Source organism: Streptomyces sp. NPDC057623, from assembly GCF_042800355.1.
Taxonomy (GTDB): Bacteria; Actinomycetota; Actinomycetes; order Streptomycetales; family Streptomycetaceae; genus Streptomyces.
On sequence record NZ_JBHVGZ010000006.1, the window covers coordinates 233,614 to 248,119 of the forward strand.

General features: G+C 71.9%; 16 protein-coding genes. 4 read left to right on the forward strand and 12 right to left on the reverse strand.

What is annotated here, in order from left to right; genetic code table 11:
• Positions 1–87 precede the first annotated feature (87 nt).
• The 8 genes from hisF to hisD are packed head-to-tail and all read right to left on the reverse strand — an operon-like array spanning position 88 to position 5,829.
• Positions 88–843, reverse strand: a complete 756-nt coding sequence (hisF, locus tag ACFU95_RS09625) for an imidazole glycerol phosphate synthase subunit HisF (RefSeq protein ID WP_383824213.1) — start codon at positions 841–843, stop codon at positions 88–90.
• Positions 840–1,244, reverse strand: coding sequence for a RidA family protein (locus ACFU95_RS09630; RefSeq protein WP_383824216.1), 405 nt, complete (start codon positions 1,242–1,244; stop codon positions 840–842). The genes hisF and ACFU95_RS09630 overlap by 4 nt, the downstream gene beginning before the upstream one ends.
• Complete coding sequence (gene priA / locus ACFU95_RS09635; protein ID WP_383824221.1) at positions 1,241–1,966, reverse strand: bifunctional 1-(5-phosphoribosyl)-5-((5-phosphoribosylamino)methylideneamino)imidazole-4-carboxamide isomerase/phosphoribosylanthranilate isomerase PriA; 726 nt, start codon at positions 1,964–1,966, stop codon at positions 1,241–1,243. Before priA ends, ACFU95_RS09630 begins: the two co-directional genes overlap by 4 nt.
• 4 nt (positions 1,967–1,970) lie before the next feature.
• On the reverse strand, positions 1,971–2,621 hold the full coding sequence (gene hisH / locus ACFU95_RS09640) for an imidazole glycerol phosphate synthase subunit HisH (RefSeq protein ID WP_383824224.1): 651 nt from the start codon (positions 2,619–2,621) through the stop codon (positions 1,971–1,973).
• Entirely contained in the window at positions 2,612–2,776 is a 165-nt protein-coding gene (locus tag ACFU95_RS09645; protein ID WP_062719039.1) for a hypothetical protein, read from the reverse strand. The genes hisH and ACFU95_RS09645 overlap by 10 nt, the downstream gene beginning before the upstream one ends.
• 4 nt (positions 2,777–2,780) lie before the next feature.
• The gene (gene hisB, locus ACFU95_RS09650; RefSeq protein ID WP_030951295.1) at positions 2,781–3,374 is read right to left on the reverse strand and encodes an imidazoleglycerol-phosphate dehydratase HisB; all 594 of its coding nucleotides are present in this window, start codon (positions 3,372–3,374) and stop codon (positions 2,781–2,783) included.
• Entirely contained in the window at positions 3,371–4,507 is a 1,137-nt protein-coding gene (locus ACFU95_RS09655) for a histidinol-phosphate transaminase (RefSeq protein ID WP_383824228.1), read from the reverse strand. Before ACFU95_RS09655 ends, hisB begins: the two co-directional genes overlap by 4 nt.
• Complete coding sequence (hisD, locus tag ACFU95_RS09660; protein WP_383824231.1) at positions 4,504–5,829, reverse strand: histidinol dehydrogenase; 1,326 nt, start codon at positions 5,827–5,829, stop codon at positions 4,504–4,506. Before hisD ends, ACFU95_RS09655 begins: the two co-directional genes overlap by 4 nt.
• Before the next feature lie 210 nt (positions 5,830–6,039).
• Between hisD and ACFU95_RS09665 the strand changes: the two genes are divergently transcribed.
• The 4 genes from ACFU95_RS09665 to ybaK all read left to right on the forward strand — a co-directional run bounded on the left by ACFU95_RS09665 (position 6,040) and on the right by ybaK (position 10,116).
• On the forward strand, positions 6,040–7,629 hold the full coding sequence (locus ACFU95_RS09665) for an oxidoreductase (RefSeq protein ID WP_383824234.1): 1,590 nt from the start codon (positions 6,040–6,042) through the stop codon (positions 7,627–7,629).
• 171 nt (positions 7,630–7,800) lie between these two features.
• On the forward strand, positions 7,801–8,847 hold the full coding sequence (locus ACFU95_RS09670; protein WP_383824359.1) for a hypothetical protein: 1,047 nt from the start codon (positions 7,801–7,803) through the stop codon (positions 8,845–8,847).
• Between the two features lie 11 nt (positions 8,848–8,858).
• A complete protein-coding gene (locus ACFU95_RS09675; RefSeq protein WP_383824237.1) occupies positions 8,859–9,596 on the forward strand; it encodes an LON peptidase substrate-binding domain-containing protein in 738 nt (245 codons plus the stop codon).
• Positions 9,597–9,606: 10 nt separating this feature from the next.
• Positions 9,607–10,116, forward strand: a complete 510-nt coding sequence (gene ybaK, locus ACFU95_RS09680; RefSeq protein ID WP_383824239.1) for a Cys-tRNA(Pro) deacylase — start codon at positions 9,607–9,609, stop codon at positions 10,114–10,116.
• A 157-nt stretch (positions 10,117–10,273) separates the two neighbouring features.
• On the opposite strand, the gene ACFU95_RS09685 is transcribed toward ybaK, so the two are convergent.
• The 4 genes from ACFU95_RS09685 to ACFU95_RS09700 all read right to left on the reverse strand — a co-directional run bounded on the left by ACFU95_RS09685 (position 10,274) and on the right by ACFU95_RS09700 (position 14,417).
• The gene (locus ACFU95_RS09685; protein WP_383824242.1) at positions 10,274–11,038 is read right to left on the reverse strand and encodes an AAA family ATPase; all 765 of its coding nucleotides are present in this window, start codon (positions 11,036–11,038) and stop codon (positions 10,274–10,276) included.
• Between the two features lie 34 nt (positions 11,039–11,072).
• On the reverse strand, positions 11,073–11,897 hold the full coding sequence (locus ACFU95_RS09690; protein ID WP_383824244.1) for an ABC transporter permease: 825 nt from the start codon (positions 11,895–11,897) through the stop codon (positions 11,073–11,075).
• Between the two features lie 112 nt (positions 11,898–12,009).
• Entirely contained in the window at positions 12,010–12,984 is a 975-nt protein-coding gene (locus ACFU95_RS09695) for an ABC transporter ATP-binding protein (RefSeq protein WP_048583425.1), read from the reverse strand.
• Positions 12,985–13,199: 215 nt separating this feature from the next.
• Positions 13,200–14,417: an NYN domain-containing protein gene (locus ACFU95_RS09700; RefSeq protein WP_383824246.1), complete on the reverse strand. Its 1,218-nt coding sequence runs from the start codon at positions 14,415–14,417 to the stop codon at positions 13,200–13,202.
• Positions 14,418–14,506 lie beyond the last annotated feature (89 nt).

The window sequence follows — 14,506 nt, forward strand, 5'->3', positions numbered from 1 at the left end:
ACAACAGTTTTTGCGCAACTTCTCTTTCGCGTCCGGGCATGAGGAAGCCCCGGCCACCCGCGAGGGCGACCGGGGCTCAGCCCGGTGTCAGCGGACGGGGTGACCCGCCCCGCGCAACGCGTCCTTCACCTCGCCGATCCGCAGATCGCCGAAGTGGAACACCGACGCGGCGAGCACCGCGTCCGCCCCCGACTCGATGGCCGGCGGGAAGTCGGCGAGCTTGCCCGCGCCGCCGGACGCGATCACCGGGACCGTCACGTGCTTTCGCACGGCCTGGATCATCTCCAGGTCGTAGCCGTCCTTGGTGCCGTCCGCGTCCATCGAGTTGAGCAGGATCTCCCCCGCGCCCAGCTCGGCGGCCCGGTGGGCCCACTCGACGGCGTCCATGCCGGTGCCGCGACGGCCGCCGTGGGTGGTGACCTCGAAGGTGCCCTCGGGAGTGCGCCGCGCGTCGACCGACAGCACCAGCACCTGCCGCCCGAAGCGCTCGGCGATCTCACGGATCAGCTCGGGCCGCGCGATGGCTGCGGTGTTGACGCCCACCTTGTCGGCGCCCGCGCGCAGCAGCTTGTCCACGTCCTCGGCCGTACGGACACCGCCGCCGACCGTCAGCGGGATGAAGACCTGCTCGGCCGTGCGGCGCACGACGTCGTACGTCGTCTCGCGGTTGCCGGACGACGCGGTGATGTCCAGGAACGTCAGCTCGTCGGCGCCCTCGGCGTCGTACACCTTGGCCATCTCGACGGGGTCGCCCGCGTCGCGCAGGTTCTGGAAGTTGACGCCCTTGACGACCCGGCCGTTGTCCACGTCCAGGCAGGGGATGACTCGGACCGCCAGGGTCATGAATCCACGGCTCCTCTGTATGCCTCTAGCTCTACTTCGACCAGGATGCGCGAGTCCACGAAGCCCTCCACGACGAGCAACGTCGAGACCGGGCGCACCGTGTCGAAGAACTCCTTGTGGGCCCGGCCCACCGCGTCCACGTCCCGTGCGTGGGTCAGGTACATCCGGGTCCGGATGACGGACTCGACGCCGATCCCGAACGCGCCGAGCGCCTCGACCGCGCTGGTGAAGGCCACCTTGGCCTGCTCGTACGGATCGCCCTCGCCGTACAGCACGTCGCCCTTGAAGGAGGTCGTGCCGCCCACCAGGACGCGGTCACCCGCCGCCACGGCGCGTGCGAAACCGAAGGACTCTTCCCAGGGACTCCCGCTCTGCACGCGCCGTACGGCATCGGACGTCATGACGAGACAACCTCCAGGGCCTCTTCCAGGGTGAACGCCTTCGCGTACAGCGCCTTCCCGACGATGGAGCCCTCGACACCGAGGGGTACCAGCTCGGCGATGGCCCGCAGGTCGTCCAGGGACGAGACGCCGCCGGAGGCGACCACCGGGCGGTCCGTCGCCGCGCAGACGTTCTTCAGCAGCTCCAGGTTCGGGCCCTGGAGCGTGCCGTCCTTGGCGATGTCCGTGACGACGTAGCGGGCGCAGCCCTCGTTGTTGAGGCGCTCCAGCGTCTCGTAGAGGTCCCCACCGTCGCGGGTCCAGCCACGGCCGCGCAGGGTCGTGCCGCGTACGTCGAGGCCGACGGCGATCTTGTTGCCGTGCTCGGCGATGACCTTGGCGACCCACTCGGGGGTCTCCAGGGCGGCCGTACCGAGGTTCACACGCGTGCAGCCGGTGGCGAGCGCGGCCGCCAGGGAGGCGTCGTCGCGGATGCCGCCGGACAGCTCGACCTTGATGTCCATCGCCTTCGCGACCTCGGCGATCAGCTCGCGGTTGTCGCCGGTGCCGAAGGCGGCGTCCAGGTCGACCAGGTGCAGCCACTCGGCACCGGAGCGCTGCCAGGCCAGGGCGGCCTCCAGCGGGGAGCCGTAGGACGTCTCGGTGCCGGACTCGCCGTGCACGAGGCGGACGGCCTGGCCGTCGCGGACGTCGACGGCGGGGAGGAGTTCGAGCTTGGCCATGTCTCTACAGGGTTCCGATCCAGTTGGTGAGCAGCTGCGCTCCGGCGTCGCCGGACTTCTCGGGGTGGAACTGCGTGGCCCACAGGGCGCCGTTCTCCACGGCGGCCACGAAGGGCTTGCCGTGCGTCGACCAGGTGACCAGCGGTGCGGTCATCAGCGGGTTCCCGGTCTCCAGGGTCCAGTCGTGGACGGCGTAGGAGTGCACGAAGTAGTAGCGCGCGTCCGTGTCCAGGCCGGCGAACAGCTCGGAGCCGGCCGCCGCGTCGACGGTGTTCCAGCCCATGTGGGGCACGATGTCGGCCTGCAGCGGCTCGACCGAGCCGGGCCACTCGCCCATGCCCTCGGTCTCCACGCCGTGCTCGATGCCGCGCGCGAACAGGATCTGCATGCCGACGCAGATGCCCATCACCGGGCGCCCGCCGGACAGCCGCCGCTCGACGATCCAGTCGCCGCGGGCCTCCTTCAGGCCCTGCATGCAGGAGGCGAAGGCGCCGACGCCCGGCACCAGCAGCCCGTCGGCGTTCATGGCCTTGTCGTAGTCACGGGTGATCTCGACGTCGGCTCCCGCGCGCGCGAGGGCGCGTTCGGCGGAGCGCACGTTGCCGAAGCCGTAGTCGAAGACGACGACCTTCTTCACAGCGCTGCTCAATTCCACACCTCCAGCCTCACGACACCGGCCACGAGACACATCGCGGCGCCTATGGAGAGCAGCACGATGAGGTTCTTCGGCATCTGCTGCTTGACGAAGGAGATGATCCCGCCGATCAGGAAGAGACCGACGACGATCAGTACGGTGGACAGCCCGTTCATGGGTTTACAGCGCACCCTTCGTGGAGGGAAGGATGCCCGCCGCGCGCGGGTCCCGCTCGGAGGCGTACCGCAGGGCCCGCGCCAGCGCCTTGAACTGGCACTCGACGATGTGGTGGGCGTTGCGCCCGTACGGCACGTGCACGTGCAGCGCGATCTGTGCCTGGGCCACGAAGGACTCCAGGATGTGCCGGGTCATCGTGGTGTCGTACTCGCCGATCATCGGCGCCATCTTCTCGGGCTCGGTGTGCACGAGGTACGGGCGGCCGGAGAGGTCGACGGTGACCTGGGCGAGGGACTCGTCCAGCGGGACCGTGCAGTTGCCGAAGCGGTAGATCCCCACCTTGTCGCCGAGGGCCTGTTTGAAGGCGGCGCCCAGCGCGAGGGCGGTGTCCTCGATGGTGTGGTGGGAGTCGATGTGCAGGTCGCCCTCGGTCTTGACCGTGAGGTCGAAGAGGCCGTGGCGGCCGAGCTGGTCGAGCATGTGGTCGTAGAAGCCGACGCCGGTCGACACATCGACCTTGCCGGATCCGTCGAGGTCGATCTCGACGAGGACCGAGGTCTCCTTCGTCACCCGCTCTATGCGTCCTACGCGGTTCATGCGCTCTGCTCCTTCGGGGGCGTGGGGGTGTCCCCCACAAGACACTGCAACTCACGGACCGCGTCGAGGAACGCGTCGTTCTCTTCGGGGGTTCCGGCGGTGACCCGCAACCAGCCCGGCACGCCGTTGTCCCGGACCAGAACGCCCCGGTCGAGGATCTTCTGCCAGGTGGCGTGGCTGTCGTCGAACCGCCCGAACTGCACGAAGTTGGCGTCCGACGCGGTGACCTCGTAGCCGATCGCCAGCAGCTCGGTGACCAGCCGGTCCCGCTCCGTCTTCAGTTGCTCGACGTACTTCAGCAGCGTGTCGGTGTGCTCCAGGGCCGCCAGCGCGGTCGCCTGGGTGACGGCCGAGAGGTGGTACGGCAGCCGTACGAGCTGGACGGCGTCCACCACCGCCGGGTGCGCCGCGAGATAGCCGAGGCGCAGGCCGGCGGCGCCGAAGGCCTTGGACATCGTCCGGGAGACGACGAGATTCGGCCGGCCGTCGAGCAGCGGCAGCAGCGAGTCGCCGTGGCTGAACTCGATGTACGCCTCGTCGACCACGACCATCGACGGCTTCGCCGCCTGCGCGGCCTCGTACAGCGCGAGGACGGTCTCGGGCGGGACCGCGGTGCCCGTGGGGTTGTTGGGGGTGGTGATGAAGACGACGTCGGGCCGGTGCTCGGCGATGGCCTTCTCGGCGGCCGCGAGGTCGATCGTGAAGTCGTCGTTGCGGGGGCCGGAGATCCAGCCGGTGCCGGTGCCGCGCGAGATGAGCCCGTGCATCGAGTACGACGGCTCGAAGCCGATCGCCGTACGGCCCGGTCCGCCGAAGGTCTGGAGCAACTGCTGGATGACCTCGTTGGAGCCGTTGGCCGCCCAGACGTTCGCGAGACCGACCGCGTGGCCGGACGTGTCCGTCAGGTACTTGGCGAGCTGGGTGCGCAACTCGACCGCGTCCCGGTCGGGGTAGCGGTTGAGGTTGCGGGCCGCCTCACGCACCCGCTCGGCGATCCGCTCGACCAGCGGCTCGGGCAGCGGGTAGGGGTTCTCGTTGGTGTTCAGCCGTACGGGGACGTCCAGCTGGGGCGCGCCGTAGGGGGACTTGCCGCGCAGCTCGTCCCGTACGGGGAGATCGTCGATGCCTGTCACTTGCTCTCGGGTACCTTCCAGCCGAACCTGGCCTTGATCGCCGCGCCGTGCGCCGGCAGGTCCTCCGCCTCCGCCAGCGTGACCACGTGATGCGCGACCTCGGCCAGCGCGTCCTTCGTGTAGTCGACGATGTGGATGCCGCGCAGGAAGGACTGGACCGACAGGCCCGAGGAGTGGCAGGCGCAGCCGCCGGTGGGCAGCACGTGGTTGGAGCCGGCGGCGTAGTCGCCGAGCGAGACCGGGGCCCAGGGGCCGATGAAGATCGCGCCGGCGTTGCGCACCCGGTCGGCCACGGCGGCGGCGTCGGCCGTCTGGATCTCCAGGTGCTCGGCGCCGTACGCGTCCACGACCTTCAGGCCCTCGTCGACGCCGTCGACCAGGACGATCGCGGACTGCCTGCCCTTCAGGGCGGGCACGATCCGGTCGTCGATGTGCCTGGTGCCCGCGACCTGTGGCTCCAGCTCCCTCTCCACGGCGTCCGCGAGCTCCACGGAGTCCGTGACGAGGACGGCGGCGGCCAGCGGGTCGTGCTCGGCCTGGCTGATCAGGTCGGAGGCCACGTGCACCGGGTCGGCGGTGGCGTCGGCCAGGACCGCGATCTCGGTCGGGCCCGCCTCGGCGTCGATGCCGATCTTGCCGGTGAAGTAGCGCTTGGCGGCGGCGACCCAGATGTTGCCGGGGCCGGTGACCATGTTGGCGGGCGGGCAGGACTCGGTGCCGTACGCGAACATCGCGACGGCGGTGGCACCACCGGCGGCGTACACCTCGTCGACGCCGAGCAGCGCGCACGCGGCGAGGATCGTCGGGTGCGGCAGGCCGTCGAACTCGGCCTGTGCCGGGGAGGCGAGCGCGATCGACTCGACACCGGCCTCCTGGGCGGGCACCACGTTCATGATCACGGAGGACGGGTAGACGGAGCGGCCGCCGGGCGCGTACAGCCCGACGCGGTCGACCGGCACCCACTTCTCGGTGACCGAGCCGCCGGGCACGACCTGCGTGGTGTGCGTCGTACGGCGCTGCGCGCGGTGGACGAGCCGGGCGCGGCGGATGGACTCCTCCAGGGCCGCGCGCACGGCCGGGTCGAGCTCCTCCAGCGCGCGCGTGAGCGCCTCGGCGGGCACCCGCACCTGGTCGAGCCTGACCCCGTCGAACTTCTCGGCGAAGTCGATCAGCGCCGCGTCGCCCCGATGATGCACGGCCTCGCAGATCGGACGCACCTTCTCCAGGGCGGCCGAGACGTCGAAGTCGGCTCGGGGCAGCAGGTCGCGCAGGGCGGGTCCCTCGGGGAGGGCGTCGCCGCGCAGATCGATTCGGGAGATCACGGGCTCAATTCTCTCAGACCCTGCTTCGGCGTCGTTCGCGCGTATCAATGGCTGATACAGATCCCTTCCAAGATCCCACGGGAACCCGGAAGATCACGGGGGTGTGGGGGTGTCCCCCACAAAGCACAGCACGTCTTGCGTTCGGAGCGTCACCCAGCGGGCATGAACAGTTGTACGAACCCATGAGTAGATGAGGGGGATGGGCGAAACGTGACCGATGGTGCCGGCCTCCGCGACGGAGACCTGCCGGACGACCTGCCGAACGACCTGACCGCCGCCGAACTCGGCATGTGGCAGGCCTTCCGCAACGGCAGCGTGTACGACCTGAGCAGCGGCGACAGCGTCGTCGACGATCCGCACGGCGGACATCCCTGGGGAGCCGAGCGCACCGTCCGCGCACGGATCATCTGCTGGCTGCTGCTGGACGGCCCGCCCGCCCTCGCCGGCCGCGTGTCGTCACTGAAGCTCGTCGGCGTGCGGATCAGCGACACGATGGACCTCGCGGGCGGCACGGTGGTGCCGTACGTCGAGCTGCGCGGCTGCCGCTTCGACCGGGAGATCCGGCTGCCGGAGGCCCACTTCACGACCGTACGACTGGTGGACTGCGCGGTGCCGCGGCTGGAGGCCGCCCGGGTGCACACCGAGGGCGATCTGCACCTGCCGCGCTGCCGGTTCCACAACGGCATCCGGCTCACCGACGCCCAGATCGGCACGGATCTGCTGCTCAACCAGGCCATCGTCTACCGCGACCGCAGCGGCCGCTCCATCGCCGCGGACGGCATGACCATCGGCCAGGACCTCCAGGCCGAGATGCTGGAGTCGCACGGCGAGCTGAGCCTGCGCGGCGCCACCATCGGCGTGTCGCTGAGCCTGCGGGGCGCCCGGCTGGTCAACCCGTACACGCGGCTCGCGCTGAACGCCCCCCAGCTGACCGTCGGGCGCACGCTGTACCTGACCCCGGCGGGCGTCGGCAGCCCGCTGCTGAGCGGCCGTACCCCCGCGCGCGGGACCCGCATCCAGCGGTTCCGGTGCCAGGGCGGGGTACGGCTGGACGACGGGCGGTTCGGGGACGCGGTCGACCTGGAGCGGGCCCGGTTCACCTTCACCGACGAGCAGGAGCTGTCGCTGCGCCGCATCCAGACACCCGAGCTGCGCTTCCTGGGCGAGCACCCGGAGCGCGGCGGGGTGGTGCTGTCGGGGGCGCGGGTCGTCAACCTGATGGACCGGGCGGACGCCTGGCCGGGTCCCGGGCTGCTGCACATGGGCGGCTTCACCTACGAGAACCTCGTGCCGCGCGGCCCGTTCCCGCTGGAACGGCGACTGGAGTGGGTGACCGCGGCGACGGCCGAGTACAACCCGGAGCCGTACGAGCGGCTGGCCGCCGTGCTGCGGGCCGGCGGTGAGGACGAGGACGCGCGCGAGGTGCTGCTCGCCAAGCAGCGCCGCCGCCGCGAGACACTGCCGCCGGCGGCCAAGCTGTGGGGGTACGCGCAGGACTGGATGGTCGCCTACGGCTATCGGCCGGGTCGCGCGGCGGTGTGGATGGCGGTGCTGTGGGCGGCGAGCTCGGTGGCCTTCACCTACGCCGACCATCCGCCGATCAAGGGCGGCGAACACCCGGCCTGGAACCCTCCCCTCTTCGCCCTCGACCTGCTCCTGCCGGTCATCGACCTGGGCCAGGTGGGGTTCTGGCAGCTGCGGGGCGCCTGGCAGTGGCTGGCCGCGGCGATGATTCTGCTGGGCTGGATCCTGGCGACGACGGTGGCGACGGGCGCGACGCGCATGCTGCGCAGGAGCTGAGGGTCTGGTGCGGCCGGTGGGGTCAGTGGTGCCGGTGGGGCTGCTGAGCCGAACTCATAGCGGCAGAACAGTTGTTGAACAGTTGACCTTTACCGGTTCTTGACCTGGCCGCGTACAACTTTCCACCTGTTACCCGATCCCTATGGCGCGGGCGTGAGCAGCCGACTTTCAATGGTCGACACCATGGCTCTGCTGCCCTCGTTCGGCCGTGCGTCCCGAACGCCAAGGACCGTAGGACACCCCGCCGTCGGACTCCCCACCGACGACGAGGTGCTTCTCGACGCGCCCGACGACCGCCTCGGACCCGCGCTGGTCGCGGCCGGGCGGGGCGCGTACGAGACCGCCGCGGAACTGCTCGCCGCCACCCGCCACGGCGCGCTGTGGGAGTGCCGCGACGGGTACACGCTGCGCCTGGCCGCCTTCGCGCGCTCGCGGCCGGAGTGGCTGGAGGCCTGGCACGCGGCCGCCCCGCACGATGCGGACATGCTCCTGGTCCGGGCCCAGCTCGCGGTGGACCACGCCTGGCAGTCCCCGGCCCGGGCCGAACTGCTGCGCGGGGTCAGCCCGCTGATCACCGCCGCCGCCCGCGCCGACGACCGCGACCCGGTGCCATGGCGGATCGCGCTGGACCACGCACGCGGCTCACGCGCCGGGCACACCTACTTCGGAGAGCTGTGGGAGGCGGCCCTGCGCCGGGCCCCGCTCCACTACGGCTGCCATGTGGCGGCCCTGCGCTACCTCGCCTCGTCCTGGCACGGCTCGCACCGGGAGTGCCTCGACTTCGCCGACCGGGCCGCGCAGGACGCCCCGGCCGACTCCCTCGTCCAGGCGCTGCCGGCCCGGGCCGTCCTCGCCTATCTGAACGACGGCTGCGGTCCCGGCGTGCCCCCCGAGCGGCTGGCCGCGGCGGCCGACCGCGCGATCGCGCTCTCCGCCCGTTTCCCGGCCGCCGACCTCTGGCCGGCCGCGATCCGCAACAAGCTGACGTACGTCCTGGTACGGCTGGGCCGCTGGGAGGACGCCCTGGAGCAACTGCGCCTGATCGGCCCGTACGCCACCTCCTACCCCTGGAGCCGGTTCTCGGAGGACCCGCTGGGCCGGTTCCTGGAGGTGCGCGACGAAGTGCGGCTGCGGACGACGGCCACTCCCGCGCCGAGCGCCCGTAGCGGACATCCACTGGGTGGGCACGCCGGACGCGTTCACTCCCGCGACCACTAGGCTTTGGCGCCGTGACCGTCCGTCTTCCGCTCTTCCCCCTGAACTCGGTGCTGTTCCCGGGACTGGTGCTGCCGCTCAACATCTTCGAGGAGCGCTATCGCGCGTTGATGCGCGACCTCCTGAAGACCCCTGAGGAGGAGCCGCGCCGTTTCGCCGTCGTGGCGATCCGCGACGGCCACGAGGTGGCCCAGAGCGCCCCCGGCATGCCGGACCCCACCTCCGTCCCCGAGCGCGGCCCCGCGGCGGGCTTCGGCCCGGAGCCGGTCAAGGCCTTCCACGGGGTGGGCTGTGTGGCGGACGCGGCGACGATCCGGGAGCGGGCCGACGGCACCTTCGAGGTACTGGCGACCGGAACCAGCCGGGTACGCCTGCTCTCGGTGGACGCGTCGGGCCCGTTCCTGACGGCGGAGCTGGAGGAACTGCCCGACGAACAGGGCGACGAGGCCGGGGCGCTCGCGGAAGGGGTGCTGCGCGCGTTCCGCCAGTACCAGAAGCGCCTGGCGGGCGCCCGCGAACGGAGCCTGTCCGCCACGGCCGACCTCCCGGACCAGCCCTCGGTCGTCTCCTACCTGGTCGCGGCCGCGATGATGCTGGACACCCCGACGAAGCAGCGCCTGCTCCAGTCCCCCGACATCGCCTCCCGCCTGCGCGACGAGCTGAAACTCCTTCGCGCCGAGACCTCGATCATCCGTACGCTGCCGTCGCTCCCGGCGTCGGACCTGACGCGCGGCCCGACGAGCCTCAACTGAGCGGAACGACATGGCGAAGAAGCCGAAGAAGACCCAGCAGCAATCGGGCGGCGGCACACCCGCGACGGTGGCGCTCTCGGCCGCGGGCGTCGAGTACACGATCCACGCCTACGACCACGACCCCTCCCACCCCTCGTACGGCGAAGAGGCCGCCGAGGCGATGGGCGTCTCCCCCGACCGGGTCTTCAAGACCCTCGTGGCGGACGTGGACGGCACCCTGACCGTGGCCGTGGTCCCGGTGGCCGGCCAGCTCGACCTCAAGGCCCTGGCGTCGGCGGTCCGCGGCAAGCGCGCCGCGATGGCCGACCCGGCCCTGGCGGAACGCACCACGGGCTACGTCCGGGGCGGCATCTCCCCGCTCGGCCAGCGCAAGAAGCTCCCCACGGTGCTGGACGCCTCGGCCTCGGCCCACCCCACCATCTGCGTCTCGGCGGGCCGCCGCGGCCTGGAGGTCGAACTCTCCCCCGACGACCTGACCGCGCTCACGAACGCGACCCTGGCGCCCATCGGACGCGCCTGAGCCCTGGACGGTCCAGGCATTTCAGCCCGTCCGGCGTTTGAGGACGAGGCCCTTCGGGCCGAAGCGGGGGTCCAGGGGGCGGCAGCCCCATGGACGGGGTCGAAGGGGCAGCGCCCCTTCAAGGGATGGGACGGGTAGGGGCGGCGGGGGCGAAACCCTACGCCGGCGGCGGCCCGTACGGCCCCTGCTGCCCCACCGAAGGCTGCGGCAGCTGATACGGATCCGGATCCCGAGGCCCGAACATCGCCGTCAGCCCGAGATGAACCAGCAACGCCCCCAGCGGCCAGGCCAGCAACGCGCCCTTCGCCCCCAACTTCAGCGGCGCCGAGAACGCAACCCCCTTGCCCACTTCCTTCGCGTGCCCGATCACATCCTCCGTGGGTCCGAGCCACACCCCGACCCGCCAGGCCAGCAACGCTCCGAGAAACCCTCCGACGGCGAGCGCCACCACCAGGGGCACACCCCCACGCCGCCGCCACAGAAACACGGCGACCGCGCTCACCAGCCCGAACGCGAGCGCAAGCAGAGTGAACGTTCCGTCCACCCCGATGGCCTGCTCCCCCTCGGAATCCTTGAAGTAGACGACCCAGCTCTTGTCGACGACATCCCCGACCAGCGGCACACTCGGCGCCAGCCGCCACCACAGCACCCCGAGCAACGCCCCGAAGAGCGCCACCACGACCGCCACCACGGCGGCCTCTCGCACCTCGGTCTTCATTCCAGGACCGTCCTGTCCGTACAAGCCGGATATGCCGTGCGGGTCCAGGGGGTAGTGGGGGCCGTGGGGACCTTGTCCCCCGGGCGGGGCGCCGTACACGGCGTCATGCGGGGCGGAACCCGCCTGCCCGGCAGCGGGCGGCTGCCAGGCCTGGTTCGGGGACTGGTCACGCGGTGGCGGCGGCGGAGTCAGCGGAGCGGTCACTCTGCCATCGTGCCAGGCCGCCCTGTGCGGCGCGTCACCGGACGGCCGCCCGGCGGTACGCCCAGGTGGCGACGGCCAGCGAGATGACGCCGACCGCCCCGCACACGGCGAGGTCGCCCAGCACGAAGGCCCAGTCGGGGTCCGGTCCGAAGGTCCGCGCGAAGGCCTCCACGCCGTACGTCGAGGGCAGCAGATCCCGCGCGAACCGGACCACCTCGGGCATCCGGTCGGCGGGCAGCACGCCCAGCAGCAGAGCCGCGGACATCCCCAACTGCCCCAACAGCGTGGCCAGTTCGGGCCGCGGCGCGAGCAGCCCGAGCGCGGCCCCGAGGCCGGCGAGCGCGGCGCCCGCCAGCGGGATCACCGCGACCAGCACCCACAGATGCGTCACCGGCAGCCCGAACAGCACGCACCCGAAGAGCGCCGTGACCACGGTCCCCGGCACGGTGAAGGAGGCGTACGCCCCCGCCGCCCCCAGCACCACCGCGGCGGGCGGCACCGGCAGTGTGGCGTAGTGGTCGAGGCCGCCGCTGGCCCGCAGCTGCCCGAAGTACTGCGCGAGCAGGTTCAGCGCGACGAAGGCCACGACGAGCACCGACGACCCGGCCACCACGGCCTGTGCCTCGGCCCCGCCGTCCACGACCCCGCGCATCAGGATCATGATCCCGATCGACTGGAAGGTCGCCACGAACAGCAGCGGGATGCGCGCGACCCGGGCACGGGACAGCTGCGCCCGGTACACGGCGCCCAGCGACGGCCACAGCCGCGCCCGCGGCCCGAGCTCGGCCTCGGCCGGGCGGGCCGTCTCGTCCACGGCCAGGGCGCTGCCCGGCAGAACCTCGGCGGGTACGACACTCACGTGGCGCTGCTCCCTTTCACACGGGGGTCCACCGGGGAGGTGCCCCTGTTCCGTCCGGTGGTCCTGTTCCGCACGAATACGCATACGGATACGGAAACGACAGTCTGCGTGCTCAAGCCTTCACCAGCCCCTGCTGCGCGGCCCCGCCCAGCGCCAGGTAGACGTCCTCCAGGCTCGGCGTGGCGAGCGTGAAGTCGTCCAGCGCGGCGAAGGCGGCCCCGCCGGTGACGGTGGCGACGACCGCGCGGGCCTCCTCGGGGGCGAGCCGCAGTGTCCAGCGCCGCCCGGACTCCACGACCCGGTCCTGGAGGGCCGCGACCTCGGGCACCTCCAGGGGAGCCCGGTCGCGCCACAGCAGTTCGACCCGTACCTCGCCCGCGACGCGTTCCTTGAGCCCGGACGGTGTGTCACAGGCGATGACGCGGCCCCGGTCGAGCACCGCGACCCGGTCGAGCACGGTCTCGGCCTCGATGACGTTGTGGGTGACGAGCAGCACGGTCGTCGCACGCTCGGCCCGCCGCCGGTCCACGGCCGACCACACGGCCCGCCGGGCCACCGGGTCCATCGCGGTGGTCGGCTCGTCGAGCACGAGCAGTGGGCGTTCGCCGACCAGCGCGGCGGCGAAGCAGGCCAGCCGCCGCTGTCCGCCGGACAGCTTCTTGATCGGCCGCCCGGCGAGCGGCCCGAGGCCCAGCTCGTCGAGCACGGCGTCCCGTTCCGCCCGCGCCTGCCGCACGTCCAGGCCGCGCAGTCGCCCGGTCGTCTCGGCGGCGAGCGAGACGGTCAGTTCGTCGAGGGCGGTCGACTCCTGTCCGAGGTAGGCGAGGATCCGCGCGGCCCGCTCCGGGTGCCGCACGATGTCGTGCCCGAGGATCTCCACGCTGCCGCGGTCGGGCCGCATCAGCCCGGTGAGCTGTCGTACGAGGGTCGTCTTGCCGGCGCCGTTCGGGCCGAGCAGTCCGAAGATCTCGCCGCGCCGGATGTCCAGGCGTACGTCGTCGGTGGCCCGCACCTCGGGTGTGCCGGGCGCTCCGCGCCGTCCTCGGACGGCCGGGTAGGTCTTGGTCAGCCCGCGCACCGCGCACACGACATCACCACTGTGCCGAAGTGCCTGTGCCGCGCGCGTACTCACAAGGGACGAGCCTAAGGGGTCCGGAACCCCGATCCGCCCTCGGGTCGGCCAGTCGTCACAAACCGCCTGCTCGCCGCCCGAAATCCACCGGCCGCCGCAAATCCGCCGCAACGCCGCTCAACGCCGACGCCGGGGCCCGGCCGGGCCGGACCGACCGTCACCCGTGTGGCTCACTCGCCGGCAGGTGCGTGTTCCGCGGCCGTCCGCACGTCGATCTCCCGCCAGAACCCGGCCCGGATCGCGTACCGGTCGTGCTCGTCGATCTGGTCGTCCTTGTGCGCGAGCAGCCCGAACCGGGCCGCGTACCTGAGCAGCTCCCCGTCGATCCGGTGCGGGATCCGCGGGTACATGCCGGACAGCTTCTGGAGATGGCCCTGCTCCCCGAGCCGCGCCATCCACCGCCGCGCGAAGACCTGCCCCACCTCGTACGGATCGCCGCCGACCGTGGTGATGTCCTCCTCCCGGTCGGCCCAGCGCTGCTCCGCGGTGGTCAGCTGCGCGAGCGTCGGCATCGAGGCGACGTCGGGTGACTCGGCAGCGACGCCGGGCCGGTCGACCCACCCCTTGTCGGAGGACCAGCGCAGCGTCGCGCTGGTCGGATTCTGGGCGGGCGGCACACCGGGCGCGCGCAGGGCGGCGAGGTCCTTCGGCGTGGGCACGCCCTTGGGGGCCGGCACCCGCTCCTGGGTGCCGTTCTCCGAGGCGGCGGCCGGGGCGTGCTCGCTCTCCTCGACGGTCCGCTCGGCCGTCGCGCCGAGCGCGGAGTCGGGCAGCGGCGCGGACAGGATCGCGGCGATCTCGGGCCGGGGCACGGGCGGTGGCGCGCACACCCCGGTGAGTTCCTTGGCGCGTACGGCCTTGGTGATCCACGTACGGTCGAGCACGCGCCGCTCGTCGGCCTCGGCGACCAGGTCCTCGGACTGGTTGTAGTCGCCGTCGGCGGCCTGCACGGCCCACAGGTGTACGGCGACTCCGTGCTCCTTGGCCGCCATCATCCCCGGCAGCAGATCGCCGTCGCCGGTGACCAGGACGATGTCGGAGCAGGCGCGGTTGCGGGCCAACTCGGTGAGTTCGGCGTGCATCGCGGCGTCCACGCCCTTCTGCGCCCAGCGGCCGTCGCTTCTGGTCAGGGCACCGAGCCGGACGGTGACCCGGGGCATCACCCGCAACCGGCGGTGCTCGGGCTGCGGGACGCGGTCGGGGGCGCCGTCGAACCAGTAGATGCGCAGCAGGGGCCGTTCCGTGTCGGACTCGGCGCGCTCGCGCAACCCCTGGATGAGGGCGGTGTGATCGACGGTGATCCGGGACCGGGAGGGTTCCCCGGCGAGCAGGCTGGCGGCGGCCCCCAGCAGATACCCGGCGTCCACCAGGACGATGCAGCGGTCCACACGACTCACCCTCTTTCCGGGAGGTTTGCTTTGGGCTTCCTTCGAGTCTGCCCGACCGCGCGGGGGTTAACGGGTCGAACTCGATCTTC

What these genes read in the sequence shown, in the direction of transcription:
- ACFU95_RS09630 (WP_383824216.1), bottom strand. Translation starts at nt 1,244, where the DNA reads ATGACGTCCGATGCCGTACGGCGCGTGCAGAGCGGGAGTCCCTGGGAA.
- hisB (WP_030951295.1), bottom strand. Translation starts at nt 3,374, where the DNA reads ATGAACCGCGTAGGACGCATAGAGCGGGTGACGAAGGAGACCTCGGTC.
- hisF (WP_383824213.1), bottom strand. Translation starts at nt 843, where the DNA reads ATGACCCTGGCGGTCCGAGTCATCCCCTGCCTGGACGTGGACAACGGC.
- ACFU95_RS09645 (WP_062719039.1), bottom strand. Translation starts at nt 2,776, where the DNA reads ATGAACGGGCTGTCCACCGTACTGATCGTCGTCGGTCTCTTCCTGATC.
- priA (WP_383824221.1), bottom strand. Translation starts at nt 1,966, where the DNA reads ATGGCCAAGCTCGAACTCCTCCCCGCCGTCGACGTCCGCGACGGCCAG.
- ybaK (WP_383824239.1), top strand. Translation starts at nt 9,607, where the DNA reads ATGGCGAAGAAGCCGAAGAAGACCCAGCAGCAATCGGGCGGCGGCACA.
- ACFU95_RS09670 (WP_383824359.1), top strand. Translation starts at nt 7,801, where the DNA reads ATGGTCGACACCATGGCTCTGCTGCCCTCGTTCGGCCGTGCGTCCCGA.